This window comes from Desulfobacter sp. (genome assembly GCA_028768525.1).
Taxonomy (GTDB): Bacteria; Desulfobacterota; Desulfobacteria; order Desulfobacterales; family Desulfobacteraceae; genus Desulfobacter.
In genome coordinates this window covers 5796307-5822366 of sequence record CP054837.1, presented here as the reverse complement: position 1 = coordinate 5822366, position 26060 = coordinate 5796307, and the positions used below count along the sequence as shown (strand labels likewise).

General features: G+C 51.4%; 25 protein-coding genes. 17 read left to right on the top strand and 8 right to left on the bottom strand.

The features are described from left to right. Window positions 1-2: 2 nt before the first annotated feature. Genes HUN04_25715 through HUN04_25700 form a run of 4 tightly spaced genes read left to right on the top strand, consistent with a single transcriptional unit; the run spans window position 3 to window position 4043 of the window. Entirely contained in the window at window positions 3-1799 is a 1797-nt protein-coding gene (locus tag HUN04_25715) for a putative porin (protein ID WDP92938.1), read from the top strand. Between the two features lie 12 nt (window positions 1800-1811). After that, window positions 1812-2507 carry a hypothetical protein gene (locus HUN04_25710; GenBank protein WDP92937.1) on the top strand — a complete coding sequence of 232 codons (696 nt, stop codon included), beginning with the start codon at window positions 1812-1814 and terminating at the stop codon, window positions 2505-2507. Continuing rightward, the gene (locus HUN04_25705) at window positions 2504-3469 is read left to right on the top strand and encodes a hypothetical protein (GenBank protein ID WDP92936.1); all 966 of its coding nucleotides are present in this window, start codon (window positions 2504-2506) and stop codon (window positions 3467-3469) included. The genes HUN04_25710 and HUN04_25705 overlap by 4 nt, the downstream gene beginning before the upstream one ends. 16 nt (window positions 3470-3485) lie before the next feature. Next, complete coding sequence (locus tag HUN04_25700; GenBank protein ID WDP92935.1) at window positions 3486-4043, top strand: OmpH family outer membrane protein; 558 nt, start codon at window positions 3486-3488, stop codon at window positions 4041-4043. A 68-nt stretch (window positions 4044-4111) separates the two neighbouring features. On the opposite strand, the gene HUN04_25695 is transcribed toward HUN04_25700, so the two are convergent. The 3 genes from HUN04_25695 to HUN04_25685 form a co-directional block, all read right to left on the bottom strand. Beyond that, window positions 4112-4357, bottom strand: a complete 246-nt coding sequence (locus HUN04_25695) for a hypothetical protein (GenBank protein ID WDP92934.1) — start codon at window positions 4355-4357, stop codon at window positions 4112-4114. A gap of 189 nt (window positions 4358-4546) precedes the next feature. Continuing rightward, a complete protein-coding gene (locus HUN04_25690) occupies window positions 4547-5962 on the bottom strand; it encodes a transferase (protein ID WDP92933.1) in 1416 nt (471 codons plus the stop codon). A 168-nt stretch (window positions 5963-6130) separates the two neighbouring features. Beyond that, entirely contained in the window at window positions 6131-7351 is a 1221-nt protein-coding gene (locus HUN04_25685) for a hypothetical protein (GenBank protein WDP92932.1), read from the bottom strand. Between the two features lie 178 nt (window positions 7352-7529). Between HUN04_25685 and HUN04_25680 the strand changes: the two genes are divergently transcribed. The 7 genes from HUN04_25680 (at window position 7530) to HUN04_25650 (ending at window position 13799) form a co-directional block, all read left to right on the top strand. Continuing rightward, the gene (locus HUN04_25680; protein WDP92931.1) at window positions 7530-8204 is read left to right on the top strand and encodes a hypothetical protein; all 675 of its coding nucleotides are present in this window, start codon (window positions 7530-7532) and stop codon (window positions 8202-8204) included. A gap of 68 nt (window positions 8205-8272) precedes the next feature. Next, window positions 8273-8701 carry a response regulator gene (locus HUN04_25675; protein WDP92930.1) on the top strand — a complete coding sequence of 143 codons (429 nt, stop codon included), beginning with the start codon at window positions 8273-8275 and terminating at the stop codon, window positions 8699-8701. Window positions 8702-8745: 44 nt separating this feature from the next. Next, complete coding sequence (locus HUN04_25670) at window positions 8746-10176, top strand: sigma 54-interacting transcriptional regulator (protein WDP92929.1); 1431 nt, start codon at window positions 8746-8748, stop codon at window positions 10174-10176. Window positions 10177-10181: 5 nt separating this feature from the next. Next, a complete protein-coding gene (locus HUN04_25665) occupies window positions 10182-10544 on the top strand; it encodes a hypothetical protein (GenBank protein WDP92928.1) in 363 nt (120 codons plus the stop codon). Window positions 10545-10774: 230 nt separating this feature from the next. Next, complete coding sequence (locus HUN04_25660; protein ID WDP92927.1) at window positions 10775-11662, top strand: cytidylate kinase-like family protein; 888 nt, start codon at window positions 10775-10777, stop codon at window positions 11660-11662. 94 nt (window positions 11663-11756) lie between these two features. Then, window positions 11757-13223 carry an SLC13/DASS family transporter gene (locus HUN04_25655; GenBank protein ID WDP92926.1) on the top strand — a complete coding sequence of 489 codons (1467 nt, stop codon included), beginning with the start codon at window positions 11757-11759 and terminating at the stop codon, window positions 13221-13223. A 21-nt stretch (window positions 13224-13244) separates the two neighbouring features. Then, entirely contained in the window at window positions 13245-13799 is a 555-nt protein-coding gene (locus HUN04_25650) for a CBS domain-containing protein (protein ID WDP92925.1), read from the top strand. A gap of 95 nt (window positions 13800-13894) precedes the next feature. On the opposite strand, the gene HUN04_25645 is transcribed toward HUN04_25650, so the two are convergent. Further along, complete coding sequence (locus HUN04_25645; GenBank protein ID WDP92924.1) at window positions 13895-16378, bottom strand: transporter substrate-binding domain-containing protein; 2484 nt, start codon at window positions 16376-16378, stop codon at window positions 13895-13897. A gap of 197 nt (window positions 16379-16575) precedes the next feature. On the opposite strand from HUN04_25645, the gene trkA reads away from it, so the two are divergent. From trkA to HUN04_25620, 5 genes are all read left to right on the top strand, one after another. Further along, complete coding sequence (trkA, locus tag HUN04_25640; GenBank protein WDP92923.1) at window positions 16576-17940, top strand: Trk system potassium transporter TrkA; 1365 nt, start codon at window positions 16576-16578, stop codon at window positions 17938-17940. Then, entirely contained in the window at window positions 17940-19391 is a 1452-nt protein-coding gene (locus HUN04_25635; protein WDP92922.1) for a TrkH family potassium uptake protein, read from the top strand. Before trkA ends, HUN04_25635 begins: the two co-directional genes overlap by 1 nt. 727 nt (window positions 19392-20118) lie before the next feature. Next, entirely contained in the window at window positions 20119-20256 is a 138-nt protein-coding gene (locus tag HUN04_25630; GenBank protein WDP92921.1) for a hypothetical protein, read from the top strand. A gap of 31 nt (window positions 20257-20287) precedes the next feature. Next, a complete protein-coding gene (locus HUN04_25625) occupies window positions 20288-20533 on the top strand; it encodes a hypothetical protein (protein WDP92920.1) in 246 nt (81 codons plus the stop codon). Continuing rightward, window positions 20523-22295 carry a Na(+)/H(+) antiporter subunit D gene (locus HUN04_25620; GenBank protein ID WDP92919.1) on the top strand — a complete coding sequence of 591 codons (1773 nt, stop codon included), beginning with the start codon at window positions 20523-20525 and terminating at the stop codon, window positions 22293-22295. The genes HUN04_25625 and HUN04_25620 overlap by 11 nt, the downstream gene beginning before the upstream one ends. Before the next feature lie 57 nt (window positions 22296-22352). Here the strand turns inward: HUN04_25620 and HUN04_25615 are convergent, their stop codons facing one another. Together HUN04_25615 and HUN04_25610 are read right to left on the bottom strand one after the other, a co-directional pair. Further along, window positions 22353-23177 (bottom strand): DUF3786 domain-containing protein, encoded by an 825-nt coding sequence (locus HUN04_25615; GenBank protein ID WDP92918.1) that lies wholly within the window; start codon window positions 23175-23177, stop codon window positions 22353-22355. 1 nt (window position 23178) lies between these two features. Continuing rightward, the gene (locus HUN04_25610; GenBank protein WDP92917.1) at window positions 23179-23814 is read right to left on the bottom strand and encodes a DUF3786 domain-containing protein; all 636 of its coding nucleotides are present in this window, start codon (window positions 23812-23814) and stop codon (window positions 23179-23181) included. A 201-nt stretch (window positions 23815-24015) separates the two neighbouring features. Between HUN04_25610 and HUN04_25605 the strand changes: the two genes are divergently transcribed. Next, window positions 24016-24927, top strand: a complete 912-nt coding sequence (locus HUN04_25605; protein WDP92916.1) for a hypothetical protein — start codon at window positions 24016-24018, stop codon at window positions 24925-24927. 124 nt (window positions 24928-25051) lie between these two features. Here the strand turns inward: HUN04_25605 and HUN04_25600 are convergent, their stop codons facing one another. Both HUN04_25600 and HUN04_25595 read right to left on the bottom strand, forming a co-directional pair. Next, a complete protein-coding gene (locus HUN04_25600; GenBank protein WDP92915.1) occupies window positions 25052-25519 on the bottom strand; it encodes a cyclic nucleotide-binding domain-containing protein in 468 nt (155 codons plus the stop codon). 26 nt (window positions 25520-25545) lie between these two features. Beyond that, window positions 25546-26052, bottom strand: a complete 507-nt coding sequence (locus HUN04_25595) for a cyclic nucleotide-binding domain-containing protein (protein ID WDP92914.1) — start codon at window positions 26050-26052, stop codon at window positions 25546-25548. Between the last annotated feature and the right edge of the window lie 8 nt (window positions 26053-26060).

Below are 26060 nucleotides of genomic sequence, written 5' to 3'. Positions count from 1 at the left end.
GGTTGAAACGAAAAGGTGTGGTTCGCAGGCTCCGGGTGCTCCCGGTATGGGTGATATTAATGGTGGCACTGTCGTGGGGCACAGGTGTTGCCGGACAGGCAGGGGACGGTTCGGATATGAACACCACAGAGGCGCTGATTGAATTGTTAAAGGCCAAAGGGGTGATTGACGAGGCGGAAGCCAAAGGTTTTTTAGAACGGCACAAGCTTAAGACCAAAGCCAGCCAGCAGGTGATCGAGATTCTTCCAAGGAAAAATAAAGACGCCTATATGAAAGAATTGACTGAAAATGTAACCCAAAATGTGACGAGGCAAATTAATGAGGTCAGGAAGGATTCAGTATCTTCTAACCAGTATCTTGCGAGACGATCGGTCCTTTTGGAACAGGAGGTGGAAAAACTTTCAGACGCATTGGAAAAGGAAAAAACGGTCAGGAGAAATTCCTGGTCCGAGCGGATCCGGTTCGGCGGGGATATCCGGGTTCGGCATGAATCCGTCCTGCTTGACAGTGATAATGCGTTGAATATTGAGGATAAAAACAATCCAGGGACCTTCATGAATACAACCAATGATAAAAACAGGCAGCGTATTCGCCTGAGAGTCGGCATGAAGGCTAAAATCATAAAAGCAAAAGATGTCAGTGAACTTTTTGGGTTGAGGGAGCATGAGAAAATACATGTCGGGGAAGTGGATGCGGAGATCCGGGTGGCCACCGGCAGTGTGGGGAATCCCGTATCGACCAATCATACCCTTGGGGATGATTCAGACAGCCGCTCGGATATTGTTTTGGACCGGGCCAATTTAAAATGGTCCTACAAACCCAGGGAAGAGGTGTGGGGAGGAAAATTCCCCCAGGCGTCCGCCACCTTCGGTATAATGGAAAACCCCTGGTTCACTGCTTCTTCATTGGTCTGGGACAGTGACCTCGCCTTCGAAGGTGTTGCCTTGAATTTTAGAACCGATACCGTAAAAATTAATCCCTTTAAGGCATTTCTAACCATGGGATATTTTCCCATTCAGGAATCTGAATGGAGCCAGGATGATAAATACCTGTTAGGTGCCCAGGCCGGTATTTCCCACAAGCCTTTTTATGGATGGCAATATAAACTGGCTGCAGCGTATTACGATTATTACAATGTGGAAGGGAGCCCTTTCACAGGCGATCGTTTCGAATCTGATTTAAGGGAAATGCAGCATATGACACCCAAATTCAGGCAAAAGGGAAACTCTGATTTTCAGATGGACAATACAAATGAATCAGAGAAATATGACGGTTTGGGTCTGCTTGCTGATTTTGAGCTGCTGAATTTAACCGGACAGCTTACCAACACCTTCTTTTGGCCGGTCCATGTGACAGTATACTGGGATTGGGTAAAAAATTTAGGATACGATTCAGCTAAAATGGCCGAAAAGTCGTCGCTTGTCAGCACAACAGCAGTGTCTGCTGCAGATATAGAAGAGGCATCGGGGGATACAGGTTACCAGCTGGGGCTTAGGGTCGGATACCCAAAGGTCAGGGACCGGGGACAATGGAGTCTCTCTCTGGCCTACCGCTATGTTGAAAGCGATGCGGTGCTGGATGCATTCACGGATTCAGACTTTCACATGGGCGGTACAAACAACAAAGGGTTCATTTTTGAGGGGGAACTGGGGCTTTTCAAAAACGTGTGGCTAAAAGCCCGGTGGATGAGTGCCAATGAAATTACCGATATGCAGGAAGACGAACTTCTTCACCTGGCCCCCCAGGACGAAGACCTTGCAGTGGATACCTTTCAGCTGGATTTGAATGCGGCCTTCTAAAAGGAGAGCATTATGCTTGAGAAATTATTAAAGACCATAGTGGCCCTGCTGATGTTAGCGGGACTGGCTGGAAGCGCTTATTTCTGGAATGAAACTCAAAAGCGCGACACGGAAATTGCCGCATTGAATGATGATATTGATGCAGTAAAAAAAAGGATGCGGGCCACCCAAAAAAAGTATACCCAGGAAAAGGCGAAGCTGGGTACCTGCTTGCGGATGAAAATGGCCGAGGAGTCAAAGCGGATCAAATTCCAGAAACTGGCCGAGGCCATGGTCGTGGAAAATCAGGCACTGGCTGCACGAAAGGAGGCCGCCGAGAATAAATATAAAAATGCTGCAGCGGTATATGCCCAAAAATTAGAAGCATTGAACGCATATAAAGAAAAGCTGACCAAGCGCTACGATACCCTGGTGGAAAAATATAAGGCACTGGCGCTGGCGGACCGGGAAAAAACCGGGGAAATCCGCATGTTGGAGGGGGATAAAAAAGGGTTGGAATCGGAGATGGCGGCACTTGAAAAACGCCTTGAACGGAACCGGAAGCATAATGAACGCCTGTGCGTGATTACCGAAGAGCTGACCGAGAAGTACAGGGAAAAGACCAAAAACAGTGCCGATCCGTTTACCAAGCTGGGGATGATTGAGATTGAGCATATGCTTCAGGAATATATTAAACGCATTGACAAGGAAAAGTTGGTGGCACAATGAAACATCTGTCAAGGATTTGTTTTTGCTGTTTGCTTTGTACCTTTTTTTTCACGGCCCCGGGCCAGACTGCTGCCCGCGGGGGCAGGCTCAGCATAGACAGCCGTGGATTTGTCAGTTTTAAGGCGGGCAATGACTCTCTTCTCAAACTCCTTGGACAGCTTGCGTCGGCTGCAGGGGTGGACATTTTTCTGCCGAACAAAATACCTGGAATGCCCATGGCGGGCTCCTTTGACCATGTCTCGGTCAAAGATGCGCTGGACCGCCTGTTGAGAGGGTATAGTTATGCGGTTATATATTCAGGTGCTGCAAACGGCCAGGTGCGTTTCTACGGGAATGATAAGTTACCATTTCAACCCATTTCCGTGGCTCCAGATACACAGGGGCAAGCTCAAACCGGTTTCGGGACAGGGACAGCTGCACGCCGTGAAGGATCACAGTTTTCTGTTAAAGAGTCAGGCGATGAATTAACCTGGGTCCATGAAATTGAGGATATGGCCGTTTCCCCTGAGACAATGGACACCAATACCGCCCGTGCTGTTAAAGCTTTGGAATCTCAATCATCAAAAAATAATATTTCAGCTGTACCTGTTTCATCATCGACAGAAGACGCAAGTACAAAAGAAAATGAATCCTCATCCTTCGCGCCAGAGGCCTTCGGCACCAACGTTCATGCGGGCACTTCATCCGATGACGATTCCTCTGAGGTCGAAAACGGAGTGTTGACTCAAGCAGAGACGGGGACTTTATTTTCAAACAGTTACGATAATCTGAGCGATGCTGAAAAGGAAATTGTCAGGCTCGGATATCAGATCGCACAACTTGAGGAGGAGATTGAAAGCGGCAGGGCCGATGCCCTTTATGAGCATTGGGCGGCTTATATGGACCCTAAAAATATCTACAACCATCGCAAGGAACTTGAATACAAGCAAAAACAGCTGGAAGAGCTTCTGGCAAATCAATAGATAATAGAAAAGAACAATGAAAGGAAAAATGATGGTCAAAAAGGGAACCTGTAACGGGGTTTTGTTTCTTGTAATTTTAATTATTTCCGTCCTGGGGGCCTCGCTTTGTTCGGCGTCCAGCCTCTGGGCCAGCGGCGGTAAGGTGGGTTATATCAACCTGCAGCGCCTTGTAAAAGAATCCAAAATGGGCAAGGCCGCCTCAGCCGACATTGACCGGCTCCGGGAGCAAAAGCAGGCGCAGATCACAGAGAAACTGCGAAAGATCAACCAGATCAAAATTGATCTTGAAGCCAATGATGAACTGCTCAAGGACGAGGAAAAAAAGGACAGGATCGATTCTCTCAACAGTTTGATCAAAGAGTACAAGCGGATGGTGGCCGACGCCAAAGAGGCAATCAAAAAGCAGGACCGGGATCTTGTGGCCGAAATTCTGAAAAAAGCCGACGGCGCCCTTAAAAAAGTAGCCAAGAAGAAGAAATACGATATTATACTCAAGGACCCAAACGCCATCGGATTTCTTAATCCCGATGTGGATATCACCGATGCCGTTCTCAAGGAACTGAATAAAGGATAGTAATCTTGCTTTTTTTTTCAGGGCTGATCATCCTGGTCAGCCCTGTATTTATTCCTGCCGGTTTTAATTTATTCTTTTTCTTTCTGGATGTTGCCAAAACACATGAATGTACTGGTGCAGGCTTCCTGGAAACAATCCGTACGGTCATGCTTGGCCATTTTGTCTATGGTTGCGCATTCTTTTTCCGCATTGGATTTTGCCACGCTGAACAATGCCTTGCCGTGTTTAAAGGTGACAAATTCCCCGTCCGACGAGGCGGGGTACATGGCGCAGCCGGTTGTCAGCATGATCATCACACATAAAATTATCCTCATCTTGATATCCTTCTCCATTTTCATTTGAGTCGCCGCAGACTATTAACAATAAGGCATTTTATAGCCCAATGGGCCCGAAAAAACGAATTAGGAATTAGTGAGTAAGTTGTTAAAGGGAAAATCAAGGATCCCCCGCTGCCGGCGGGGGATCCAAAGCGTCCTGGTCCGGTTCAGAATTAAATTCCGGGATCAGGGTTTGATGCGGATTGACGGGTAGATGCCAGCATTCTCTCCGGACCGGTAGGGCTGAAGGGTGTTAAAGGCAATCTGCTGGTCATCCTGGGCATGGCCGCTGAGTTCGCCATCATAATTGCAATAGGCGCCGTTGGCTTCCAGGATATGCTCAATGCGTGACGCAAAGGCGTCGACAAACTCTTCACCAGAGCCGGTAAAGGTCATGTTGCCGATGGTTTCGCTTCCCCGGATACCCTTGACTTCATCCAGTGACAGGCTATTGGTGGGCAGGTCGTTGGCGGACCGGATATGCCCCCAGACCAGCCTGTTTTCCGGTATATCCAGGGGTTCGTTAATATCGATGATGGTATGTGGCATGACAATGCAGCCCTTGCCGATGGTGAGCCTGGCATCTTCCTTTCCATATAGGAAGGAGTTGAAGCCCACAAAGGTTTTCAGGCCCACAAAGGCATTGATGATTTTGCCGCCGTGGGCCGTCACATTCATCCCTTCAAGATGGGAATTGACAATATAGGTATTTTCCTGGGCATTGGATCCGTTGCCCATCCGGGCATTGTCCAGATAGGCCCGCTGGGAAACCAGGACATTTTCTCCGATCTCCGATTTGGGCTTTATCACCGCATACCGGTTGACGGCGGAGCTTTCCGGCGCCTTGATGGGTTCTATCTCCATCACCTCAAAAAGCCGCTCGTAATCGGCTTCCTTTTCGCTTACAAAGTCATAAATGATCCCCCTGGGCTGATGGGAATCATTGACGCCGATATAATCGTCCAGCACCCCTTTCTGAAACCGGAACTTAAATTCAAAATCATCGCTCCTGATCCAGACGGTCCCGGGATCAATTCTCCGGTGAAACAGCTCCCCGACCTGAACATAGGAAAATTCACCCACGATGCATGAATGAAGGTTCATCAGGTCCACCGTGGAAAAGGGACCGAGAAAACAGCCTTCCAGGGTGGAGCCGTGGATATTGGCATAATGGGCAGAAACGGTATTCCGGATACCGAATTCCTCCGGGCATTCAGGGTTGTGCGAATTGGAATGGACCAAGGTCTTATACAGAAGGCTGTCACGGATAAAAATAATTTCATCCTCGACCAGGGGAATCTGCTTGGCACATTTGATGTTATCCCCTTTCCGCTTCAGTTCATCCCCCCTCACATCACTTTTATAGATGGCGGACCGGCTGACAATACATTTACCCAGAAAATAACTGCCGGCAATATTGGAATTTTTAAAGTGAAAATAAATGGGATGATGGGCGGTGATCCCGTAAAAGGCATAAAACTTGAGCATCTTCTCATGGTCAAGGGTGTTCATCACAAAATCTTCCGTATCGAACTCAAACTCTGCAAGATTCACGTTGACCCGGCTGATAATTCTATCATTAAGACGACTTAACTGACTCATTTATTTACCCTTATCTATTATCTAAATTTATATTAAGAAAAAGGTATACCATAGGGATACCCAGGTGACAAGCACCGCATTTTAAAGGGGTCCGATTTTTATTTGGCAGGCAGAATCAATTGGAAAAGAGATCCTTGCAGAACGGGCTTCCCTCAGATACCCCCAGAGTTAATGCCGGTAAACAACCGGGTGTCCTTCGGGATCAATATCAATACCGATGGTATCATCTGTTTTAAATCCCAGCCGTTTGAAATCCTTAATCATCTCGTCATGGCGCTTGGCATGCCAATAGGCCGACCAGAGGGGATTTCTCACCGTATCAATGCCGTAGGCATCATGGCTGCAAAGATTAAGGCGGAACTTGTCCCGGGCGATGAGGGTATCGGCTTCAGCTAGAAAAATGTCTATTTTATATAAATTGTTATGAAGCGCCTTTGATACTTTTTTCTGGTATTCGGGGTAATCGTCAAGATAATGATTGGCGATTTGGTAAATATCACCGGTGTCATGGATGGCATAGCCAAGGATGGCAAACCGCTGATGCCTCAATGCAAATGATTCAAGGGCTTCTTCGTAGGCACCCACCGCATCCAGTATTTTCTGCACACCGGCCTGGGGGGCATTTTCCTGGATAAAATCCTCGCACAAATCGATGATTTTCAGATAAAAGGCTTTATTGTCCATGACGTAAAGGGGGCGCTCCCGGTAGCTTCTCCGTTTGCGGATCCGCCGGATACCGTCCAGACGGATGGAGGCCTGGCTCTCCTTTTCCTCCAGGGTTTCAATGTTGGAAATATCCTTGGCCTGCACCACATAGATATCCCCTTCAACGGAAACAATGTACTCGATCTCGCACTTGAAGCCCAGGCACTCCTGAATTGCCTTGGAAAGCTGCACAAGCTGCCGGTCATGGGGCACCTTTGTGATATGGGGATCTTTTTGGACCTTGTGGTTTCGGTTCCGGCAATATCCAAACTCCCAGTCCTCACCGATCATCTTTGCCATAACACTGACGCCGTTGACAAAGGGCATAACGATGACCCCCATCTCCTGGAAATCGATTTCCGGCGCATGGTTGAAAATCTGTTGACGGCGGATGGAAAGCCCCCTGGCCTCCCGGGCCATCTTGATGATCTTGTTTCGGGCATAAATAATACCGGCGGTATCCGCATAGGTCTCAAGCGAATCAAAGGTGCCCCCCTTGAACTCCGATTCTTTCGGATGGGCGCTTCTGGCGATCACCTTATAGCTTTCGCGGTGGGTGTCCAGAAAAGTTTCCAGCTCAGAGAAGTCCTCTGTTTCGAATTTTTCCGCAGGCACATGGATAAAATCGGGAATTCGAAATCCATTTCCAATGAGTTTTTCCAGAAGCTTTGCTTTTTCAGGCAATTGATACTCCGTGTTTCATCTTGACTTTTAGAACAAATTAAATGATCATGCTTAGGACCATCTGGGTAATAAACAGAATTTAACTTAATAATATTGGTAACATATGCCCACCGTAAAATCAAGATCCGCCGTTGACCACACCGATCGACTCAACCACCAAAACGAGACAGCACAAGTGATGACTCCCCATCAAACTGAACTTGAACCATCGGAATTGTCATTGAAAATGATGAATTTCATGATGATGTTTGTCTCTGAAATAGCAATGTCGGTTACCCATGATATGAAAAACTATCTGGCCATTATTAATGAAAATGTAGGATTTCTTGAAGATCTGTTCCAGAGGGACCTCCAGCGTACCCTTGCCCAGGATCTTGATAAAACCGTCACAAAAAAAATTAAAACAGAAATTGGCCGAAGTGATCAAATCTTAAAAAAGCTGAACCGGTTTGCCAATAATCTTGCCCCGGGACGGGTGGTGACAGACCTTGAAGCCTCACTTGACCTGGTGATTGACCTTTGCGCCGGAATTATCAGAAACCACGGTGCTGAAATTCAGATCACGCCGCCTGAAAACAAAATTTTCCTCAATGCGCCCCCGTTCTTATTGAACTTATTGTTGTTCAGGGCCGTAAAAACAAGCCTGGCAGCAGTGGAGGGGAATAAAACGCTGAACATTTCCTTTGGTTCAACAGACAGTGGCAACCGGGTCTTTTTTATGGTCGACCGGTTGAAACAGGACGGTCTGGCAGCCCCATTGGCCGCACCGGAAGAAATTGAATTGATGCAGTTTCTGAAGATAAGGCCAGTTATGGATATCAAAGACGGCTTTGCCATTGAGTGGACCGGTTGAGAGAAAACCATTGGATCGAATCCCATGCCTGGATGGCAACCGGGCAGATACAGGGGAAGGAGTAAAAAATGTCCGAAAAAGTATTGCTTGTTGACGATGAAAAAGAGTTTCTGGAAATCATGTCCCTGCGCATGTCAGGCATGGGAATGAAGGTGACGACTGCCGGGTCCGCTGCAGACGCCCTGGACATCCTGGCAAAAGAATCCTTTGATGCCATTGTAATGGATTTCCAGATGCCGGAAATGGATGGACTGGAAACATTGAAAAACATCAAGAACAAAAGCCCGGAGCTTCAGATCATCCTGCTCACCGGTTATGCCACCGTTGAAAAAACAGTTGAAGCCATGAAAATCGGTGCGGCTGATTTCCTGGAAAAGCCGGCGGACCTTGAAACCCTCTCCCAGAAAATAAAACAGGCCAAAGCCGACAAAATGCTGATCGTTGAAAAACAGACCGAAGAAAAAATCAAAGATATCCTCCAGCGGTACGGAAACTAGGTCACATCCCGCGGCCGTATTTATCAAAAGGATGACCCGTCAGAATGTATAGGTCCGAGCTTCCCTGTATTCATTCACTCATGAACAATCCGCTGGATTTTGCCCATCTCCTGGATGAAATCCCCATGGGGATACTGATTCTTGACAAAGACCGGCGGGTGGTCCATTTAAACAGGGCATTCCAGGCCTTGTCCGGATTTTCCGATGACATGGCCTACGGCATCCAATGCAGGCATATCCTGAGAAGCGCCGCCTGCATCACGGGCTGCCCGGTAAAATCCAGCCCCATAAAGAGCCGCTCTGTTTCATGCGCTACGGATATGATTAACCTGGACCGCCAGAAACTGCCCATCAGGATAACTGCATCCCAGATTCTGGATACAGAGGGTCAGGTCACCGGCTATATTGAGACCATTGAAGATCTGAGAAGCATTGGCACCAATGACCCGGGAAAAAATGTGGCTTACAGTTTTGCCAACATCATTGGCAGAAGCCGAAAAATGGAAGAAATTTTCCAGACCCTGCCCATGCTGGCCCAGAGCGACACTTCCATTCTCATTACCGGTGAAACCGGGACAGGCAAAGACCTGGTGGCCGAAGCCGTCCATCAGACCTCCCAGCGCGCCGTGGGGCCTTTTATAAAAATAAACTGCGGGGCCCTTCCGGCAACACTTTTGGAATCAGAACTCTTCGGCCATAAAAAAGGGGCCTTCACCGGAGCAGTTGAAAATAAGCCCGGACGGTTCAAACTGGCCCACAACGGCACCATTTTCCTGACAGAAATCGGAGACCTCCCCCTGCCCCTCCAGGTCAAACTGCTCACCTTTCTGGATGACAAGGTGGTCTACCCCCTGGGGGCCACCAAGGGGTTTAATGCCGATGTCAGGATCATTGCCGCCACCCACAGAAACCTGGAAGAGATGGTGGCGTTGGGCAAATTCCGCAAAGACCTGCTCTTCCGCCTGAATGTCGCCAGGATTCATCTGCCGCCACTGCGAGAGCGGGAAGGAGATATCCGCCTGCTGCTGGATCACTTTTTCAACAGCTACGCGGCAAAAAACGAAAAAGATCTTACCGGATTCTCCCAGGCCGCCCTGACCTGCCTGATGAATTACACCTATGAAGGCAATATACGGGAGCTTAAAAACATTGTGGAATATGCAGTAAACGTCGCCCAGGGACAATTGATCCAACCGGAAAACCTGCCGGCCTATATCGTTGAATCAGGCCCGGCATCCGCCTTCCCCCCCTCCCCGTCCGCCGGTAATTCAGCCCCTTCTCCGAATCCCCGTTCTGTGTTGACTCCGCCCGGGACTGCACCGAAACCGGACCAGACCACATGGGCATCGGTGGAACGGGAAATGATCATGGACGCCCTGCGCAAATCAAAGGGCAAAAAGGCCAGGGCCGCCCAGCTCCTGGACATGAGCCGCAGTACCCTGTGGCGAAAACTCAAACAATTTGGAATTGAGTAACCCCCATGCCCGTACATAAAATTGCCATACCTGTTCACGGTGACGACATCATTCCCCGGTTTGATCTGGCTACGGAAGTGGTGATCCTCCAGACAACGGACCGCTCAACTGTCACCAACAAGCAGATCATCGTACTCCCCCAATCATCTGCCGATGAGCTCTGCCGGCTTCTATTGTCGGAAAATATCAATACCCTTATTTGCGGCGCTGTTGAAGGCGAATACTATGAATTCCTGGAATGGAAAAAAATGAAAATATTCGACGCTGTGGTGGGTGACTGGCAGCAGGCCTTTGAACGGTGGCAGAACCGCGCGCTGTCGCCGGGGGACATTCTTTCCACCCGTATGGTTGAGGGAAACCTGATTTAGCATTCAGTCATTTCATTTTGTTTCATTTTGTTACAAATTATTTCCAATAATAATGTTTTAAAACGTTTCATTTAGTATCATATCATAAATCATTTCGAACACCATCCCTTCACCACAGGGGCGTTACGCCACTTGGCATACTCCTTGCTCATAAGCTAACCGTATTACGGCCAGAGCCTGGGCACCATTGGGTTGTCCATAGATTGATAACAAATTTGCAAGCGTAAGCCATGCCGGTCATTGCCATTACATGCGGGCTGCACACGGCCCCAAGACAATTAATAGAGATCCTGGCGGAAACCTACGGAGCCACGGTCTGCACCGACACCGACCTTGTGGAAGCAACCAGCCTTACCCAGGGGCTGCCCGACGATCTCATTTTCAAGGTGGTCCACGGTAAACCCGTCCCCCATAATGAGTTTACCCATGACCGTGAGCGCTGCGTCTCAGGCTTGAAAAAGACCCTGTCCGACGCCATTGCCAGGGACAATTGCATTTTCATCGGCATTATCAGCCACCTGATCCCCGCAAGCATCTCACATGTATTCAAAATTTTATCCACGGCCCCGCAACCGGTCCGCATCCGGCGGGCCGTGGAAAACGGCAGGCTGTCCGAGTCTTCGGCCGAATCCATTCTTGAAAAGGCGGACCGGCGGGCCGAATGGTGGGTTAAAAACCTGACCGGCAAACTGCCGCTGGATACCAGCCAGTATGATCTGGTGATCGCCCACGAAGATGCCTATACCAACCATCTGAATATGGACGAAACGCTTGCCAGGTACCTGGCCGAACAAATTAAGGCCGCCCTTGCCGCTCCGCCCTTCAATCAGCCAGCCCCCAATAAAATATCGGACTTCTGCATCAACTCAAATGTGGAAGTGGCCTTGTCGGCCTTTGGCACGGGTCTATTGGTGGACACGCAATCGGGAAATGTTACGGTTACCCTTGACAGAAAAGTCATGAATCTGTCAAAAATTCAACAGCAAATCATGGCCGCCGCAACCGCAGTGCCGGGGGTTGAAACCGTAAAAACAAAAATCGGCCCCAATTATTATAAAGGCAGCATAGTCAAAAATTTTAATATCGGTCCGCCCCGGGGATACCGGAGCAAGCCATAGAAACATCGGAGACTTCTTTGCCGTCACAGGAAAGGGGTTCCAAAAATAAAGGTAAAATCTACTAATTAGTACTACAAAGGAGCGTAAGCCACAAATGACAACCGAAAGCGCAACACCATCAAACGTGGATTGGAAACGAATCCTATTTATCCTTATCGGTGTAACATTATTTGCCATTGTTAATTTTTCACCCCCATGGCCCGATGCCGTGGATCCCCTAGGCAAGCATTTTACCCTCAGCCAGCAGGGCAAAGGTGCCATCGCCATATTTCTTCTGGCCGGTACATGGTGGGTATTTGAAGTCGTGCCCATCGGCGTAACCAGCCTCACCCTGGGGGCCATGCAGGTGCTGTTTATGGTCCGCCCCGCTGAAAAAGCACTCAAGGACTTCATGACCCCTTCCGTCCTCTTTATCTTCGGCTCCCTTGTCATCGGCATGGTATTCACCAAGACCGGGCTTACCAAGCGGCTGGCTTACAAGATGCTGGCCATTGTGGGGGAAAAGACCTCAATGATCTACCTGGGATGTTTTGTGGTAACGGCCGCCCTGACCCATATCATGGCCCATACGGCCGTGGCCGCCACCATGTTCCCGCTGCTCTTAACCATCTACGGCATGTACACCGAGGAAGAAGGCCCCACCAAATTCGGCAAGGGCCTGTTCATGGGGATGGCCTTTGTGGCCGGTGCCGGTTCCATCGTCACCCTGCTGGGTGCTGCCCGGGGTGCTGTTGCCATCGGTTTCTTCAAAGACATCGTGGGAAAAGATATTTCTTTTTTCGAACTGTCCTATTACATGTTCCCCATTGGCTGGGCCATGACCTTCATCCTCTGGGGATTTTTCATGATTTTCTTCAAACCCGAGAAAAAAGAAATCCCCGGGCTGAGGGAAAAGGCCAAAAAGCTGAGTGCAGCCATGGGAAAAATCACCGGCACCGAGATACTGGCGGCCCTCATCATTTTTTCCTGTATCGGCATCATGTCCATCAAACAGTTTATACCGGCCATTGCCCCGCTGGATAAAAACGCCATCATGCTCATCGCAACCGCCCTTTTCTTTGTCGTTAAAATCCTTGACATAAAAGACCTTGAGTCAATCCCCTGGAACATTATATTATTGTTTGGAGGGGCCATGAGTATTGGGTTCTGCCTCTGGGAAACAGGTGCGGCAGAATGGCTGGCCATCAACTGGCTCAGCATGTTCAAGGAATCCCACTGGTTTGTCTTTGTCATGAGTATTGCCTTTTTTGTCATGATCATGACCAACTTTATCATGAACGTGGCAGCCATCGCCATCTCCCTGCCCGTTGCCCTGGTCATCGCGCCTTACCTGCATGTGGCACCTGAAGTCATCCTGTTCAGCGCCCTGGTAACCGCCGGTATGCCGTTTCTGCTTCTGGTCGGCGCAGCCCCCAATGCCATCGCCTATGACTCCAAACAGTTTACCACAGGGGAATTTTTCATGTACGGCGTCCCCGCCAGTATTATCCTGATGATCGTTGTGGCCGGTGCCATCTGGCTGTGGGGTCTCATGGGAATGCCCATTACCCTGGCAAGCTAATTGCCGAAAGGAAGGTATGAAATGAAAGCAAGAAACGTCAGCGAATTTATGATACCCCTGTCGGATTATGCAACGGTTTCCCAGGATGCCACACTGGCCGATGCCATCAGGGCATTGAAGGCGGCCCAGTCCGATACCAAATTCCGCCATAAACACCGTGCCGTACTGGCCCTGGGCAAAGGCGATACAGTGGTGGGGAAACTCGGCATCCGTGAAATTCTCAAATCCTTAGAACCCAAATACCGTCAGTTCGAGCACTCGGAAGATGCGGGCTGCATCGGGCTGTCCAGATTCGGCTTCAACAATGATTTCCTCACCTCCCTGGTGGACAAGCTGGAGCTCTGGGATGAAACCATGGAGGAATTGATCGCCAAAGCCGGCCGCCTGAGGGTGAAAGATATCATGTATTCGCCCTCCCAGGGCGAATACGTCGACCAGGACGCACCGATTGCAGAAGCCGTTCACCAGTTCATACTGGGCTGTCACCAGTCGCTTTTGGTGCTGGACGGGGATACGGTTGTGGGCATCCTTAGGCTTGCCGATATCTTTGACCTGGTGTGTGAACTGACCGAATAAATCCTTGCCGGCCGGCCCCGCCAGCGGGCCGGCCGGTCCATTTTTCACCGCATCACCTCAACCCAAATGATCCGCAGTGATCCGCCAGTGGCCCGTCAGCGGTCCAGCACCTCACGGATCACCGCACACAGGGCGCTGGCCGAAAAGGGTTTTTGAATAAATCCGGCCAAGCCCTTTTCTCTGGCCCTTTCCTTACTCATTTTTTCGCTGTACCCGGTGCACAGGATAACGGGGATGTCATTGCGGAGGGCCATGACTTTATCGGCCAGTTCGTCCCCGGTCATCCGGGGCATGGTCACGTCGGAAATAACCAGGTCAAAGCCGCCCGGATCACGGGAAAACGCCTTGAACGCCTCTTCACCATCCTTGAAAACCATTACAGAATAGCCGTATTTTTTCAGGATATATTCCCCGAATGTCCGTATGCTCTCTTCATCATCCACAAGCATGATGGATTCGGTGCCGGTCAATTGTTTTGATTCCGGCAGCCTTTCCCTGGGTGTTTTTTTCTTTTCAACCACCGGGAAGCGGATGGAAAACCGGGTCCCCTCGCCGGGAACACTGCTGACACTGAGTTCGCCGCCGTGCTCGTCAACGATGGCATGGACCAGGGCCAGGCCCAAGCCGGTCCCTTTTTCCCTGGGTTTCGTTGTAAAATAGGGTTCAAAGGCCTTTTCCAGGGTGACCGCATCCATGCCGTGCCCGGTGTCGGCCACCTTCAGTTCAAGGTATTTTTTCCCCTTTGCATCGACCTCATCCAATGCAATGGTCAGCTCGCCCCCTGAATCGGCCATGGCATGGGAGGCATTGGTACACAGATTCATGATCATCTGATGCATCTGGGTAGGGTCGGCCATGATCGCTGCCGTTGAATTGATGACCTCCCGTATTTCAATGGTGGCCGGAATGGTGGACCGGATCAGTTTGACCACCTCTTTTGCAACGATGAACAGAGATAGGGGCTGCTTTTCCGGATCGGCCCTTCGGCTGAAGGTCAGAATCTGATGCACCAGCTCCGCTGCCCGGGAAGCCCCTTTCACTATATTTTTGATATCCACCATGGCCTCGTTGGGCCGCTTGAGATGCATTTCCGCCAGCTGGCTGTACCCGTAAATTCCTGACAGAATATTGTTGAAATCATGGGCAATCCCCCCGGCCAGGGTTCCCAGGGCCTCCATTTTCTGGGAATGCTGAAGCTTTTTTTCCATTTCTTTTTTCTCTGATTCAGCCTGAACCCGGGCGGTAATGTCCCTGACGATGCCGATGCCGTACCACTGGCCCTTCATCTTCACCGAGGACAAAGAGACTTCAATGGGAAACTCCTTGCCGTCCTTTTTTAGGCCGGACACCTGGATGTTGCTGCCGACCAGTCTCCCGCTGCCCTCTTCCCTGAACCGGTGGAACCCATTTTTAAAATCAGAATAGTATTTCTCCGGTGCCAAAACCCGGTGAAGGTCTTTTCCCAGAATCTCACCGGCCTCATATCCGAAAATTTTTTCAGCCGCCCGGTTCCAGAACGACACCCTGCCCCGGCTGTCCATCATAATAATGCCATCCCGGGCAGATGCGGTAATCTGCCGGAGTTTTTCTTCACTTTCCGCCAGGGCGGCCACCGCCTCCTTTCTTCCGGCAAGTTCGAATCGCAGTTCCTGTGTCCGCTCCCGGACCACCCGCTGCAGGGACCGGTTCCATACCAGCTCCAGCAATGTGCCGCCGATGACAACGGCTAAAAGAATCAAAAAGGGACGGCTTCCGATGAAAGAATGGCCCTCCATGCGGATCCATCTGTCCAGGACAGCCTTGCTCTCACCCGGATCTATATCTGCCAATGCCTTCCCAAGTATGGCGGCCAGCACGGGCCAGTCATTTCGCACAGCAAATGAAAGATAGCTATGGTACCCGCTTTCCCCGGCAACCCGAAGATTGGTGATTCCCTCCTTCTGCAGATAATAGGTTGCCGTTGCCAGGTCGCCCACCATGGCATCCACGGATCCGAAGGAAACCATCCTGAGACAGGCGGCGACCCCGGGCCCGGGATAGAGGCGAATCTCTGGATAATCCCGTGAAAGATAGTCCTCCCATACATACTGGGAAACCACGGTGGCCTTTTTCCCCCGAAGCTCGGCAAGGTTCACAGGCCCCATCTGGTCCTCTCTGACAAAAATCAGACCGGGCAAAACAATATGGGGTTCGGTAAAATTCAGGTATTCCCTGCGCTGGACCGAGGGAGATGCGGCAGAAAGGACATCCACTTTTCTGTGTTTCACCGCCGCTATCACAGCGCTCCAGCTTGACAGCTTCACGACCTTGAAACGGATACCCAGCCGGTTTTCGACCAGGCCCGCAAAATCCGCAGCCAGCCCTTGAAATTGCCCCCGCTCATCTATCCATTCAATGGGAGGGAAATCCGGATCCGGGGCCAGGCGAATCTCAGGGTGGGCCTTAAGCCATGCCTTTTCTTCCGGGGTCAGCCAGCCGGCATTGCCGCCCAGTCCGGAATTTCCGGCGCCGCCGGTCAAGGGAAATAAAAAGGTCAGAACAACAATCATTACCCACATTTTTCCTGGGATTTTGATCATATTTTTCTCCCGTTAAAGGATACGGGCACCCCCGCTGGAATCGCCCGGCGAATATGATTTCAGGATTCGCTACAGCTTACAGCAAATCACTGAGAAATCGCAATGCAAAACCGCCCATGTTGACATAAAAACATGAATATAGTACTTTTTGCGCCTCATAAGAAAGGCTTATAAAAGCTTTTGAAAGGAGATACCCCATGAAGATAGTGATTATCGGTGCTGGCCAGGTCGGCTACAACATTGCAAGCCGCATGGCACAGGAAAGCAAAGATGTCACGGTGATAGACCAGGATCCAGGGGCCACCCGCAGAATCACAGAAGACCTTGATGTGCATGTGGTGACAGGGTCGGGCTCAAGCCCGGCCGTGCTCAAGGAAGCCGGCATTAAGGATGCGGACCTCCTGCTGGCGGTGACGGACAGCGATGAAATCAATATTGTGGCCTGCCTCATTGCCAACCGGATCTCTCCGCTGACCCGGAAACTCATCCGCCTGCGAAATGAGGAGTTCATCCCCTTTCACGCCACATTTAAAAATGAAACCCCCAGCATCGATACCATTATCAACCCGGAAGTCGAAGTGGTCAAAACCATCCGCAAACTCATGGAGGTGCCCTGGGCCAAGGATATCGGAGATTTTCTGGACGGGAAAGTCAAATATGTGGGTATCCGCATCAACCCCTCCTCGCCCATCGCCGGTATGCCCCTGTCCAAGTTCTATACGGCTTTCGGCGACGACCGGCCGCTGATCGCCGCCATTATCCGTGGAAATGAGGTCATCGTTCCCCGGGGCAAAGACAAGGTAAAAGCCAATGACCTGGTCTACTTTGTCTGTGAGACCCGCAGCCTTGAAAAAACCCTTAACCTGCTGGGCATCGGCCTTACCCCCGTACGAAAAGTATTGATCGTGGGTGGGGGGCGTATCGGGGTCCAGCTTGGCCGGGCCCTTGAACAGGAAAAAATCCAGGTCAAAATCATTGAATCCAACCTGGACCGCTGCCATGAACTTTCCGAGCAGATGAACAGGGCCGTCGTCCTCCATGGGGACGGGTCAGACCAGAAGCTTTTCATGGAAGAAAACATCGGGGAGATGGATGCAGTGGTCTCGGTTACCGACGACGACGAAACCAATATCCTGGTCTCCCTGCTGGCCAAAAACATGGGGGTGACCAATACCATCACCCGTATCGGCAAATCCGACTACTACCCCCTGCTTTCCACCATCGGCATTGAAAAGATCGTCTCCACCCGTATCTCGGCGGTCTCCTCCATCCTCCAGGATATCCGCCAGGGCAACGTGGTATCGGATATCTCCATTTTCGGGGAACGGGGGGAATTCATCGAAGCCATCGCCCTGGAAACATCGGATATCACCAAACGGCCCCTCAAGAAAATGACATTTCCCAAAGGGGCGCTGCTGGTCTGCATCATCCGGGATGACACTGTCATCATCCCCAAGGGGGACAGCCAGGTCGCCCCGGGGGACAGGATCATCCTCTTTGCCGTCCAGCATGCCGTCAAAAGGCTTGAAAAACTGCTCACCGTTAAACTGGGGTTTCTCTGATGCGCTGGCCATTTATACTTAAAATCATCGGTATCCTCCTCTTTGTCCTGGGATTATCCATGGCCGTGCCCCTGGGCTGCAGCCTTTACATGGGAGACGGGGCACACAGGGGCCACGGCATTGCAATGGGGCTGACCATGGCCATGGGCATGGTACTCACCCTGGCCTCGGTCAGAGCCCAGGGTCATACCTATATCAACCAGAGGGAAGGCATGGCCGTGGTGGCTTTAGGCTGGCTTTCCGTAGGATTGTTCGGCGCCCTGCCCTTTTTCATGGCCCCGGATTTTGCCAATTATACCGATGCTTTTTTTGAATCCGTATCCGGATTCACCACCACCGGTTCTTCCATCATGACAAACATCGAGGGGGCAGCCCCCAGCCTTCTGCTCTGGCGCAGCCTCATCCAATGGCTGGGGGGCATGGGGATCATTGTACTCTCTTTGGCCATTCTCCCCTTCCTGGGTGTGGGCGGCATCCAGCTTTACAAGGCCGAAGTGCCCAGCCCCGTCCCGGACAAGCTTGCACCCAGGCTGTCGGAATCGGCCAAAATTCTCTGGATGGTCTATGCCGGCATGACCCTTTTGCTGTGCGTATTTCTCTACCTCGGCGGCATGCCGCTTCTGGAATCGGCCTGCCACGCCCTGACCACCCTGCCCACGGGGGGGTTTTCCCCAAAAAACGCCTCTATTGCCCATTATGATTCAGCCTATTTTGACTATGTTATCAGCGCTTTCATGATCCTGGCCGGCATCAATTTTTCCCTCCACTACCAATTGCTCAGGGGCCGCCCCCTGGCCTTCTGGCGGGACAGTGAATGCCGTTTTTTCCTTGGCATGGTGGTGCTGCTCACCGTCTTTGTCACCTTGAACACCCTGGGACCGGTGTATAATACCCTTGAAGAGGCATTCCGGTTCGCCACCTTCCAGGTGGCCTCCATTGTAACCACCACAGGATTTGCCACGGCCGATTACGAACAATACCCGGGCTTTTCCCAGGCCATCATCTTTTTCCTCATGTTCATGGGGGCATCGGCCGGCTCCACCGGCGGCGGCATGAAATGCGCCCGGATCATGGTCTGCTGCAAATACTGCTACCGCGAGCTGTTCAAGCTCATCCATCCAAGATCCATCAGCCATATCAAGGTCAACAACACCATTATCCCCGAGGATCTGCTCAGGTCCATCTTTGGCTTCCTGGCCCTGTATATCCTGATTTTTGTTGTGGCCGCCATGTCCCTGGCCGCCATGGGGGTGGACCTGGTTACGGCCTTGGGCGCCACTGCCTCCTGCCTCGGCAACATCGGCCCAGGATTCGGCACCGTCGGGCCGGCGGAAAATTTCGCCCACCTGCCCCAGCTGGGCAAATGGCTGCTCTCCTGGTGCATGCTGGCCGGCCGCCTGGAAATATACACGGTGATCATCCTGCTGGTTCCGGAATTCTGGAAAAAATAATCCCTTACGGATTGAAATTTCCAAATTTCTTTTATATGACATATAGAAGGTTGTTTTGAGCCTTGACCAACACTGAATTTTTCTGAGCAACACATGATCTGAACACCATCCGGCCTGAATCGACAGGGCGAAGCTATGCCTGCAGGCCGGACCCTCCACCCCAAAAAAATGCCTTTACATTCTCCCAAAAACGTATTGACGCGCTGATGAACACGACACGTCACACTCACCAATCCCCCGAGATCTATCCGTTCTCCTTTGCACCTCCTTTTCCAATCACCACCATCCCATTACACCTGTATTAAGATTGATTTGTATTTTTAACCAGACACCATTAACCCAAAACACCTGAGTCGCCCATTACCCAGTACCCAACCACAATGACATCCCACCGCTGATCCCACACAGAGCTGCCTGTTCCTGATTCTGTTCTGAGACGCGCCGTTGCACTTCCATCTCCGCCGACGACGTACCGCCTCCTTGCATAATCGCGACTTCAAACAGGGGAACACGCATCTTCACCCATTCCCTCATCCATACAATAAACATCGGCCTCCGGCCTTTGTTTTTGCCACTTCAAAACAAAGCCAAGGGAACCCCCTCGCCCGCCCCGGCCAAAGGGACCTTATTGTCCGCTGCCGGCACCTGGCTGTGGGACTGGTGACAGCTTTGAGACATCCCCCCTGCCCGAGAGTCAACAGGCCCGAATCATAAGAGGAAAACACCTATGAGCATCAAAATCAAAGAATTCAAAAACCAAAAATTTGAAGTCCTGGAACACGAAGAGGTTCCGGGTTACCGAACCGTTTTCCACATCATTCTAAGTGTGGCTGTTATTTATTTCATCTTAATCTTCGCCCATTGAATTGATAGACAGATAAGGAAAGGACCTGAATATGAAAAAGGAATTGACGATATTTGACAAACCGGAAAATGTACGACGGCTGAGAAGAGGATTTTTCATAGCGCTGGTGCTGGTGCTGCTGGCCGAAGCTTTTGTAGACATGCACGGGGAATTCCATGTGGAGCATTATTTCGGCTTCTATGCCGTATACGGCTTCATCTCCTATGTTTCCCTGATTTTTGTTGCCAAATTCCTCAGGAAACTCTTAATGCGAAAGGAGGACTACTATGACAACTAATCTTGTTCCTCCTGCATTTATTCTGATATTCGGCGCCCTGCTTGTCCCCTTTCTCAGGGGAAAACTCAAACAGGGATATATGCTTTTCCTGCCTGCGGCAGCCCTGGTTGTTCTGATGAGCCTGCCCCTGGGCGTACACTTTACCACCCAGTTTTCCGGGTTTGACATCATCCTGGGACGCCTGGACAGGCTTTCAAGGATATTCACCCTTATTTTCATTATCATGGCCTTCCTCGGCGTGCTTTTTGCCCTGCAGGTGGACGACAATCTCCAACAGGTGTCTGGCCTGGTTTATGCCGGCGCCACCCTGGGCGTGGTCATGGCGGGGGACTGGCTTTCGCTGTATGTATTCTGGGAAATCATGGCCGTGGCCTCCACCTTTCTGGTCATTGCCTCACGGACAAAGGAGTCGCGGGAGGCAGGATTCCGGTACCTGCTGGTTCATCTGGCAGGGGGGCTTTTCCTTCTGGGCGGCATCATTTTCTATATCCATAAAAACGGCACTGCCGCATTCGATTATGTGGGGCTGTCCGATCTGGGCTCCTGGCTGATCTTCATCGGCATTGCCCTGAACGCCGCCGCCATTCCCCTGCATGCCTGGCTGCCCGACGCCTACCCCATGGGCACCCCGACATCCACGGTATTTTTAAGCGCCTTTACCACCAAATCAGCGGTTTACCTGCTCGTACGTACCTTTCCGGGCACGGAACTGCTCATCATCATCGGCGGCCTCATGGTGTCCATGCCTATTTTTTACGCCGTTCTTGAAAACGATATCCGGCGGGTGCTCTCCTACAGCCTGATGAACCAGGTCGGCTTCATGCTGGTCGGGGTGGGTATCGGCACGGAACTGGCCCTGAACGGGGCGGTGGCCCACGCCTTCTGCCATATCATTTACAAGGCCCTCCTATTCATGGCCGCCGGCTCAGTACTCCAGATGACGGGAAAAATCAAATGTACGGAAATCGGCGGGCTGTACAAAACCATGCCTTTGACCTGCCTGTTCTGCTGTGTGGGGGCGGCCTCCATATCCGCGTTTCCGCTCTTTTCAGGCTTTGTATCAAAGTCCATGATCGTCTCCGCCTCCGGCCATGAAAAGATGTTCATGATATGGCTGGTGCTGCAGTTTGCCTCCACCGGCGTTGTGGACCATGCAGGGATCAAGGTGCCCTTCTTTACCTTTTTCGGCCATGACTCCGGCATCCGGGCCAAGGAACCGCCTAAAAACATGCTCCTGGCCATGGGCATTGCCGCAGCCCTGTGCGTGGGCCTGGGCGTATTCTACCAGCCCCTGTATGCCCTCCTGCCCTTTCCGGTCCATTATGTCCCCTATACCGGCGCCCATGTGGTGGGGCAGCTCCAACTGCTGCTTTTCGGGGCCTTTGCCTTTACCCTCCTGATCCTATCGGGATACTACGTTCCTGAAATCAGGAGCCGGAACCTGGACGCAGACTGGATTTACAGAAAAATCGGCAGCCTCTCCTACACTGCCATGGACAAGGTATTCAACAGCCTTAATTCAGCCAGTGAGGGTGTCCTCATGGCCATGGTTAAAGGTGTCAGCGGATTTGTCAGGGAGTCGGCCACCCATGTAAGTATGTTTTCAGCCGTTAATTTCTGGCTGATCCGGGGCTACCGGGGCCGCCACCTGGCCTTTAAAAAAGAGCAGCTATACCATGACCTCACCCACGGCACCTTTCCCATAGGAATCGGTGCGGCCATTGCGGTTTCATTTGTTATGCTGATTTTTGCACTCACATAAACGCCCCTTTTAACAGCAGAAAGCGGCCCCTGGGTTCACCTCAGGGGCCGCTTTTTTTTATGAATGAAAGGCGATATGCCCGCCATGGGTGTCGGCCAGTTTTTTGAGCATATTGGCCAGCCCCGTCGCAAGGGTGTAAATGTTTTCAACGGGCAGGTTTTTATCGGCCGTATTATCAAAAAAAAGATTTAAATCCGATTCAAGACCGTCCTCCGGGTAGTTGTAGCAGATGAGCATGGGCAGCAGAGGCAGCGGATGAATCACCAGGGCAATATCTGCCTCATAATGATTTTTTACCGGTCTGCCGTTAAACAATTCAATGATGTCTTCAAAAAAGGTGGGGCTTGCGTCTGCCACCTGCTTTAGGGACCGGATACATTGATGTTCAAAAAACCTGGCCCAGTCCCCGGCGGTTTCAAGCTCCCTGAAAGGCACCCAAGTCTGGGTGGGCGTCAGCCCTTTGCCGGAAAGGATATACCGCATCACCGGCGGGGCGATCCAGGGATTGACATGGATATCGGTTGAGATTTCCCCATTTGCATCTACACTGAAATCCTTGCCGAGAATTTTCAGGGTCAGCCGCCCCTTTGAAAATTCGGCACCCAGCAGATGGGCCCTGGCCTCAATGTCTGTCTGCCTGATTTTTGCCTTCAGTTGCTTCATGGCCTCGTCATAGCCCTGCTCCAATCGGGATTCGCGGCGGTTATTCCCTCCGCCATAGGTCTTCAAGGTTTCTTCATCGATATGGGGGCACTCCTCCAGGGGACTGCGCCCCTGGAAGACGGCTGCGGCAAAGGCCAGACAGGTGGGTTTGTTGCACTTCCGGCAATTGGTTTTCTCAAGCAGTTTGAATACGTCCATGGCGCTGTTGAATTTCTCCATATCAGGCATCCTTGTTTTCTTTGTCAATATCCACGAGCCGGCCGGCCAGCCGGGCCCCGGTCCCGGCCAGGGATTCAGGATCCAGGTAATGCTCAGCCTGTCTTTGAAAAAAAACCTGGCAATAGGCAGGAAATTCTTCGTCTCCATCGTTGAATGCCATGAGCAGCTGTATCCTGGGCAGGGCATCAAAGGCCATGGACAGGTCATATGAGGTATCAAGGCTGGCATCGTATCCGCCGATGGCCCGGCCTGCGGCATAGAGGTCGTCTAACCTGCCCGAAAACCGGTTCACAATCCTGTTGAGGGTATCGGTTTGAAAATAATTGACGTTGTTAAAGGCCGACTGCTTCTTAAAATCCCTGAAGGTGCACCATTCCGCATCCGAATGAATCCGCTCAGGGCATAGAAGGAGGTACTTGAAAAGAATAACACTGGTGATGTAATCTGCGGTTTCTCCATCCTTATAGAAAACGCCGGCAGAGGAAACCCCGTAGATACGATCCAGAAAACGGACCTGACAGGTCTGGCCGTCAAATTCCAGGCCGAGCCGGGGGGCCGCCGCCTTCCAGTCCACTGTGTCAAGCTGCCTGCAGTATTTCCGGTAATGTTCCTGATAGACTTGCGACGATATAGCCATTGCAGTTCTCCTTGTTTGAATTGACAGGACACCATCCTTATCCCGGCGTCAAATTAACCTTATGGCAGGCCGGGCGCATCACCCATTTGGGGGATATATCCATTTTTTTAAAAAAATTTTGGGAGACACCGCGGAAGAAACGTTGACATTCGGTAGTACGGGCCATATGATCGGGCTAAAATAGATCATCCGGGAAGTATCATGAATTCGAATTCTCAAAAGAAACCCATTGTCATCGGATGCCACCGCCTGAAAGTCCGCGCCCAGGGACAGGGCCCCCTGACCCATCCGCCCGAAACCCTGGAAAAAAGTATGATGGCCGGTTTTGACCTTTCCATTGAGGTGGAATTTTTATTCCCCTATATCAACGCCGTGGCCGAAGATTCAAGGCTGTACGACAATCCTTCCCGTGTCAGCTTTCGCCTGGGGCAGGTTGTCTGCGTTCTCTACCCCCAGAAGGGGGTCGCCTCCCCCATCACCGACATTGAGGACGCCCGGGCCTTTCTCAACCGCCTTCTGGAATTTCTCAATGAAATCAACCGCAGAAAAGAGAGAATCATCCCATGGCACCGGCGGTTCAGACAGACCAATATGATCCGGATTCTGAAACTGCTGCCCATGACCAACTGCAAGGCCTGCGGGTTTAACACCTGCACGGCCTTTGCCGCCATGCTGGGCAAACAGCAGGCCCTGCCCGAGCAGTGCCCGTTCATCAGGCCGCCTGTTCGCGAAAAAGCCGACTTTCCCGTACACGACCAGGAGGGGAACCTGGTATCCACCATCCCCGTTGATGTTGATTACTCCGGAAACAGATCGGCCCTGGCCGCTGCCAACCGGCAGATCCGGGAACTGGAAGACCGACTGGCCCGACATGCCGAAGCCCGTCAGGCCCGGCAGAAACAGGCCAATGACGGACTCTCCACCCCCTTGAGCCGGCGGGAGATACAGGTACTTGAAATGGTGGCCAGGGGGGCGACCAATATGGATATCAGCCGATCCTTAAGCCTCAGTCCGCACACGGTGAAAAGCCATATCACCCATATATTCAACAAACTTGGCGTGAACAGCAGAACCCAGGCCTCTGTATGGGCCTCCCGTCATGAATTCGTCTAACCCCGTTATTTCAACCGGTGCAATAGAAAAGCGGCCTTTGGGAATGATACCCAAAGGCCGCTTTATCGTTTTACCGCTGGTGTCCAGTCACGGTTTCTTCACCGTCAATGGACACGGGAAGGTCTCACCCGATGGCCGGATGGCTGGCCAGGGCGTCCATGAAACGCTGGGTATGCTTTCCCATACGGTTTTTGAATTTTTCCACCACCTTTTCCATGAACCGGTATCCGATGCTGTAGTCCGATTCAAATACCTGGAGCAGCTGCGCGGAAGACAGCGTGATGACAGCGCTCTCCTCGGCGCAGATGGCCGTGTAGGTGGACGGGGAATTTTCCAGAAGGGAAGAGAGGCCGCAGGTCTGGCCGGCGGTGAGTTCGTCCAGCGTCAGGGCCTTGCCCGATGCCGCCCGGCAATTGATGAAAATTTTACCGGAAACCAGCATATAGATCAGACTCTGTTCCTGGCCCTGGCGCAGAAGGATGGCTTCCTCGCCGAAATTTTCAAGCTGGGCCACGGCCGCCACCTTTTCCAGAACATCTTCCGGCAGGTCTTTCATGAAATTTATCTTTTTAAGGTCTGCAATTTCAACCATTGTTATACCCTTGTCCGTAAAATGAATTAATATGTCGGCGTCAGCTGGTTAATATCATCGATGCCCTGTCTAAGGTCGGGCCGCTCTTCCAGGGTTTTCATAATCATCCTGGCCCGCTTGTCCATGGTCCGCTTGTACTGGCCGGCCACCCCGGTCATAAAATGGTAGGCCAGTTCAGGGTTGGTCTTGAACCGCTCCCGGAGGTCCGGGCCGTAGAGGGTGATCACTTCGCAGGGTTCCTGGCATTCCGCTGTATAGGAGGCCACTGCGCCCTCCATAAGGGCTGAGGAACCGAAGGAGCGGCCGGACTGCAGGTTGTCCAGCACCACGTCGATATCATCGTTTAGGGCCACTTTCAAGGCCACCTGCCCCATGATCATCATATAAAAGGTATGGATATCCTCCCCCACCGAAAACAACCGGGTATGGGTGCCGTAAATATTGAGCTGGGCCTCCTGGCTGATGATCTCAAGCAGGTGGTCGGGCACCCTGCTGAGCATGTTAATCCGTTTCAGATCTTCTATTTTTACCATCTTGCTTT

Bases quoted from the DNA above. Each gene is read 5' to 3' on its own strand.
- HUN04_25710 (WDP92937.1), top strand. From the start codon at position 1,812: ATGCTTGAGAAATTATTAAAGACCATAGTGGCCCTGCTGATGTTAGCG.
- HUN04_25705 (WDP92936.1), top strand. From the start codon at position 2,504: ATGAAACATCTGTCAAGGATTTGTTTTTGCTGTTTGCTTTGTACCTTT.
- HUN04_25700 (WDP92935.1), top strand. From the start codon at position 3,486: ATGAAAGGAAAAATGATGGTCAAAAAGGGAACCTGTAACGGGGTTTTG.
- HUN04_25695 (WDP92934.1), bottom strand. From the start codon at position 4,357: ATGAGGATAATTTTATGTGTGATGATCATGCTGACAACCGGCTGCGCC.
- HUN04_25690 (WDP92933.1), bottom strand. From the start codon at position 5,962: ATGAGTCAGTTAAGTCGTCTTAATGATAGAATTATCAGCCGGGTCAAC.
- HUN04_25680 (WDP92931.1), top strand. From the start codon at position 7,530: ATGACTCCCCATCAAACTGAACTTGAACCATCGGAATTGTCATTGAAA.
- HUN04_25675 (WDP92930.1), top strand. From the start codon at position 8,273: ATGTCCGAAAAAGTATTGCTTGTTGACGATGAAAAAGAGTTTCTGGAA.
- HUN04_25670 (WDP92929.1), top strand. From the start codon at position 8,746: ATGTATAGGTCCGAGCTTCCCTGTATTCATTCACTCATGAACAATCCG.
- HUN04_25665 (WDP92928.1), top strand. From the start codon at position 10,182: ATGCCCGTACATAAAATTGCCATACCTGTTCACGGTGACGACATCATT.
- HUN04_25660 (WDP92927.1), top strand. From the start codon at position 10,775: ATGCCGGTCATTGCCATTACATGCGGGCTGCACACGGCCCCAAGACAA.
- HUN04_25655 (WDP92926.1), top strand. From the start codon at position 11,757: ATGACAACCGAAAGCGCAACACCATCAAACGTGGATTGGAAACGAATC.
- HUN04_25650 (WDP92925.1), top strand. From the start codon at position 13,245: ATGAAAGCAAGAAACGTCAGCGAATTTATGATACCCCTGTCGGATTAT.
- HUN04_25645 (WDP92924.1), bottom strand. From the start codon at position 16,378: ATGATCAAAATCCCAGGAAAAATGTGGGTAATGATTGTTGTTCTGACC.
- trkA (WDP92923.1), top strand. From the start codon at position 16,576: ATGAAGATAGTGATTATCGGTGCTGGCCAGGTCGGCTACAACATTGCA.
- HUN04_25635 (WDP92922.1), top strand. From the start codon at position 17,940: ATGCGCTGGCCATTTATACTTAAAATCATCGGTATCCTCCTCTTTGTC.
- HUN04_25630 (WDP92921.1), top strand. From the start codon at position 20,119: ATGAGCATCAAAATCAAAGAATTCAAAAACCAAAAATTTGAAGTCCTG.
- HUN04_25625 (WDP92920.1), top strand. From the start codon at position 20,288: ATGAAAAAGGAATTGACGATATTTGACAAACCGGAAAATGTACGACGG.
- HUN04_25620 (WDP92919.1), top strand. From the start codon at position 20,523: ATGACAACTAATCTTGTTCCTCCTGCATTTATTCTGATATTCGGCGCC.
- HUN04_25615 (WDP92918.1), bottom strand. From the start codon at position 23,177: ATGGAGAAATTCAACAGCGCCATGGACGTATTCAAACTGCTTGAGAAA.
- HUN04_25610 (WDP92917.1), bottom strand. From the start codon at position 23,814: ATGGCTATATCGTCGCAAGTCTATCAGGAACATTACCGGAAATACTGC.
- HUN04_25605 (WDP92916.1), top strand. From the start codon at position 24,016: ATGAATTCGAATTCTCAAAAGAAACCCATTGTCATCGGATGCCACCGC.
- HUN04_25600 (WDP92915.1), bottom strand. From the start codon at position 25,519: ATGGTTGAAATTGCAGACCTTAAAAAGATAAATTTCATGAAAGACCTG.
- HUN04_25595 (WDP92914.1), bottom strand. From the start codon at position 26,052: ATGGTAAAAATAGAAGATCTGAAACGGATTAACATGCTCAGCAGGGTG.